The organism is Pseudoalteromonas sp. SR45-5, from assembly GCF_014163565.1.
Classification (GTDB): domain Bacteria; phylum Pseudomonadota; class Gammaproteobacteria; order Enterobacterales; family Alteromonadaceae; genus Pseudoalteromonas; species Pseudoalteromonas distincta.
The window spans coordinates 1-4636 of the sequence record NZ_JACJDN010000313.1; the positions used below are offsets into that span (position 1 = coordinate 1).

General features: G+C 39.4%; 5 protein-coding genes. All 5 read left to right on the forward strand.

Features of this window, described 5'->3' with window-relative positions; genetic code table 11:
• On the forward strand, window positions 1-571 hold a 571-nt coding region (locus H5072_RS12255; RefSeq protein WP_182693676.1), incomplete at its 5' end, for a MipA/OmpV family protein.
• Window positions 561-944 carry a DUF3019 domain-containing protein gene (locus tag H5072_RS12260; protein WP_182693677.1) on the forward strand — a complete coding sequence of 128 codons (384 nt, stop codon included), beginning with the start codon at window positions 561-563 and terminating at the stop codon, window positions 942-944. The genes H5072_RS12255 and H5072_RS12260, both read left to right, overlap by 11 nt.
• Window positions 945-968: 24 nt before the next feature.
• The gene (locus H5072_RS12265; RefSeq protein WP_004335749.1) at window positions 969-1673 is read left to right on the forward strand and encodes a response regulator transcription factor; all 705 of its coding nucleotides are present in this window, start codon (window positions 969-971) and stop codon (window positions 1671-1673) included.
• Window positions 1674-1692: 19 nt separating this feature from the next.
• Window positions 1693-2985: a HAMP domain-containing sensor histidine kinase gene (locus H5072_RS12270; protein WP_024597093.1), complete on the forward strand. Its 1293-nt coding sequence runs from the start codon at window positions 1693-1695 to the stop codon at window positions 2983-2985.
• Window positions 2986-3189: 204 nt separating this feature from the next.
• Window positions 3190-4545, forward strand: coding sequence for a sodium-dependent transporter (locus H5072_RS12275; protein ID WP_154903581.1), 1356 nt, complete (start codon window positions 3190-3192; stop codon window positions 4543-4545).
• Window positions 4546-4636: the final 91 nt, after the last annotated feature.

The following is a 4636-nucleotide window of genomic DNA, read 5'->3' on the forward strand; positions in this document are numbered from 1 at the left end:
TGTAATTGGTTACAGTCTTATAGATAAATTTGATTGGGGCTTAGATATACTTGGCACAAATACTCAAGCCGGGTTTGACGAAAAAGGCCTCGGGTTTTATAACCACGGTGTTATAAAAGAACTCCAAGGTATTAAAAAACGTAATTACGATTTTGATGTTGGTCTTAGGCTCTCGCGCCGATTTGAAAACTCACAATTCTCCTTTGAATACCTTCATGACGTATCTGGTGCCCATAATGGCTGGGTTATAAATAGCTTTTTTAGCCACATTTTGCCATGGCGAAACTGGGAGTTTAGATCTGGTGTTGGTTTAAGCGCCTACTCTGCTGACTTTACAAATTATTACTTTGGCATTGATAGCGATGAAGCCACCAGCCTTCGCCCGATTTATAGCAGCAATGCCAGTACTAGTATCATCTTTGAGTTCCATGCTGAATATCCAATAAGCCAAGATTGGGTGTTTTTATCCGGTTGGCTTACTACATGGTTTTCAAAAGAAATTGACGACAGTCCAATTATTTCCCAAGGATATCAACATAAAGCCAAGGTAGGCCTACGTTATGTATTTTAGATGGATCTGGGTATTACTGATCTTTCCCAGTACCTTTACTGTTAAAGCGCAGGACCCCCCTGAAGCACTCATAGCACTACCCGACACTTGCGTTGCACTGCGCGAAGGGCGTAATTGCTATGCCGATGTTACACTTACGTGGGAGCAGCCTATCATTGGTAATTACTGCCTACGCGATGCAACTTCAAAGTACATTATGCAATGTTGGCTAAAGCAACAAAGTGGTAATTTTAATTATGCTTTTGACTCACAGCAAAGCATTTCATTTGAACTATTTGATAGCAATACATCCAAAGTCATCAGTACAGCAGAAGTAAAACTACAATGGGTTTATCAAAACAGACAAAAAAAACGCCGCTGGCGGCTATTTTAATACCAATCGTATTAGGGATATTTTATGGATAACTACGGCACTATTTTACTTGTTGAAGACGATGCATCACTAGCGCAATGGGTTGCTGAATATTTAACAGAGCAAGGCTATACAACGCATGTTTGTCATCGTGGTGACGAAGTTGTTAGCAAGGTCAAAACGTTAAACCCAAATATTGTGCTCCTTGATATTATGCTCCCGGGGCAAGATGGTATCAGCGTATGTAGAGAGCTTCGTAGCTTTTATAATTCGCCTATTATAATGCTCACCGCACGCGATGAAGAGATGGATGAAGTTATTGGTTTAGAAGTTGGCGCAAGCGACTACATAATGAAACCGGTGCGTCCGCGTGCATTACTAGCGCGAATAAAAGCAGCACTGCGTCAAAACAATGAGCCAAATAAGCCACAGGTTAGCCAAAGCATTATTCAAGTTGGTGCACTTAGTATTAATACCGAATCTAGAAATGTGACCCTTAACGAGCAAGATATAAACATATCAAGCGCCGAATATCTATTATTACACTACCTTGCAAGCAATGCAGGTCAAGTTGTCTCACGCGATGCCGTATTTAAAGCGACGAAAGGTAGAGAGTACGACGGGCTTGATAGAAGTGTTGATGTACTTATTTCTGCACTTCGTAAAAAATTTAATGATGATCCACAAAACCCCGAAAAAATTAAAACTATTTGGGGCCGTGGATATTTACTTGTTTCTACCGCGTGGTAATAGAGCGATGAATAAATAAATGAAAAAGTTTTATATATCGCTTCTAGGCAGTGCACTTTTATCTATTGTGGTATTGGGCTGGCTTATTGATGCTTTTAGTCAACAAGCGCATACCCCACAAGATGAATTTAGTCAGCAAAGTAAAATGATCATGGGTTTTAATAAGCAGTTAGCTAACATACCTACATCTGAGCGCAGCGATTATGTAAAACAACTAGCCCGAGAGTTTGATGTTTTAATTGACTACAAGCCAAATGAGTCACTCGCTTTACCACCTTCTTTATTATTACAAATGCACACGCCAGGTGGGCTGATTTTAGAAGATCAGCAAGGCTTTTATATGCTTTATAGTAGCGACGTTTTAAATCCTTTTCACTTATCAATGCGCTTAGATAAAATTTTTGATAGCGAGCAGCATAACGACATTATATTAACTCTACTATTTTACGCAGGTCTATGTGTATTTATGGGGTTTATTATCGCGCCCTTAGCTAAACGGCTAACTGTCTTAAATGAAGCCGCTAAAAAGTTTGCCTCTGGTAATGTTCATGCCCGAATAAAGGTATCGCACTTTACCTATATAAAAGATGTAGAACTTACTTTTAACCGCATGGCTAGCCAAATAGAGAAACTTGTCGCCGAAAACAAACTAATGGCCTCAAGCTTGTCTCACGACATACGCACTCCTATCGCGTGCCTGCGATTTGGTTTAGATGCGGCATTAGATAGCCATGATGAGCAAAAAGTAAAACAGTATTTAACCCGTATGGAAAACGATTTAGATCATATGGAATCGATGCTTAGTAGCTATTTAGCATTTGCTACTTTAGAGCAAAACGCGAATAAACTAACCTATTCATCAACCAATATTAAATCCTACCTTGAAGATATTTTAGTTCAACTTGCACCAAAACTTGAAATGCAAATGCTCAACGTACAACTCAATAGTACAGATAAAATAATAAATGCAGATCTTCACTGGCTGGCCCGTGCAATTACTAACTTATTAACTAACGCATGTGATTTTGCAAACCAACATATTTACCTCAGTGCAAAGTTACACGAGCAACAGCTTATAATAACGGTAGAAGATGACGGCCCTGGTATCGCACAAGAGAACTTTAGTAATGTATTTAGCCCATTTTTTAGAGAGGAAGATCACCGTAACAGAGCCGATAAGAGTTATGGCCTTGGCCTAGCCATTGTTACCAAGGTAGCTGATTGGCATCATGGCAGCGTTAAAGTAAGTAAAAGCACCCAGTTAGGGGGGGCGTGCTTTACTCTCACTATTGCACAGCACCATAATCCGTAAAGCAATAGTTACAGACTGTAATTAACAATTATTAAACAAAATCAACTCGTTATTTTAAACGACTTAATAACAACAATTAAAATCGATGGTTATAACATACACTTTACTTATTAATTTGTGCTAGATCAGCAAATAAGCACTTTTTATTTTTTTACATTTCCAGTAGATTGTCACCGCCGTCACACAATAGAGAAGTACAATAATATGAGCGCAGTTAGAGGCGAGTTTAGCTCTCGCTTTGGTTTTATTATGGCCGCCGCGGGTTCTGCCGTTGGTTTGGGCAATATTTGGGGATTCCCTACACAAACAGCAAGTAATGGCGGTGCTGCATTTTTAGTCGCATATTTAGTGCTTGCGTTCTTTTTAGCCTACCCCGCTTTAATGGCTGAACTTATGATTGGACGTCATGGCCAAGCAAACGCAGTGTCATCACTTCAAAAAATATCTAATAAGTCATGGCAAAAACACTTTGCTTTTGCTGTTGGTTTTGGCGGTATTTTATGCGCTGGCTTTATACTAAGCTTTTACGCCATTGTTGCCGGTTGGATGCTCAGCGCCACAGCTGAACCCATAGCCACTTTAGTTGGTGCCAACACAGCATCTACATGGTTAAGCGAGCAATCACTTACTCGAAATATTATATTCACTATGATCTTTATCGTACTAACTGTCGCTATTATAAGTAGAGGCGTTGAAAACGGTATTGAAAAGTGGTCTAAGCGTTTAATGCCTGCACTTTTAGGCATTTTATTTGCACTTATTGCTTATGTGATGACGCAAGATGGTGCTATGGAAGGCTTAAAAGCCTACTTAGTTCCTGACTTTTCATCTATTTTTGACGCAAAACTATTAGTAAGTGCACTAGGGCAAGCTTTCTTCTCTTTATCGCTTGGCACTAGCGTAATGATTATTTACGGCTCGTACATTAGTAAAAAAGAAAATCTTGTTTCTTTAGGTGCCTATGTGACCCTTATTGATGTATTTATAGCCTTTGTTGCAGGTTTACTGATTATTCCGGCTATGTACGTAGCACAAGCTCAAGGCGTTGAAATATTCTCGGCCACAACGGGTAAGCTACTCTCTGAAGATACATTAGTGTTTCAGGTACTCCCCGCTTTATTTGATGGAATGGGCGAAGTTGGCTTATTTGTGGGTTTTTCATTTTTTGCGTTAATGAGTATTGCCGCTTTAACATCATCTATTTCAATGTTAGAGGCGCCAGTATCATACACCGTAGAGCGCTTTGGGATGAAACGCGTTCAAGCAACGTGGTTAATTGGGGCGCTAATCGCTGTCGTTAGCATTACAATTGTGTGTAACCTTAGCAGCTTATTTGGCTTAGTAATCACTCTCACTACAAAAGTAGCTCAGCCTTTACTTGGTCTTATGTGTTGTATATTTGTAGGCTGGATTTGGTATAGAGGCTCATTACTAAAAGCAATTCAAGAGGGTAACCCAGAGGTTCACAATACATTGTTTTGGAAAATATGGCCTTGGTATACTAAGTTTGTATGTCCACTTGCTATTGGCATGGTGTTTTTACATTCACTATTGAGCTAAATGATACCTTAGCCTTAAAATAGTTTTAAATAAAATAGCCCACATTAGTGGGCTTTTTTATAGCGGCTTAAATTGGATTTATTGAGTGAGT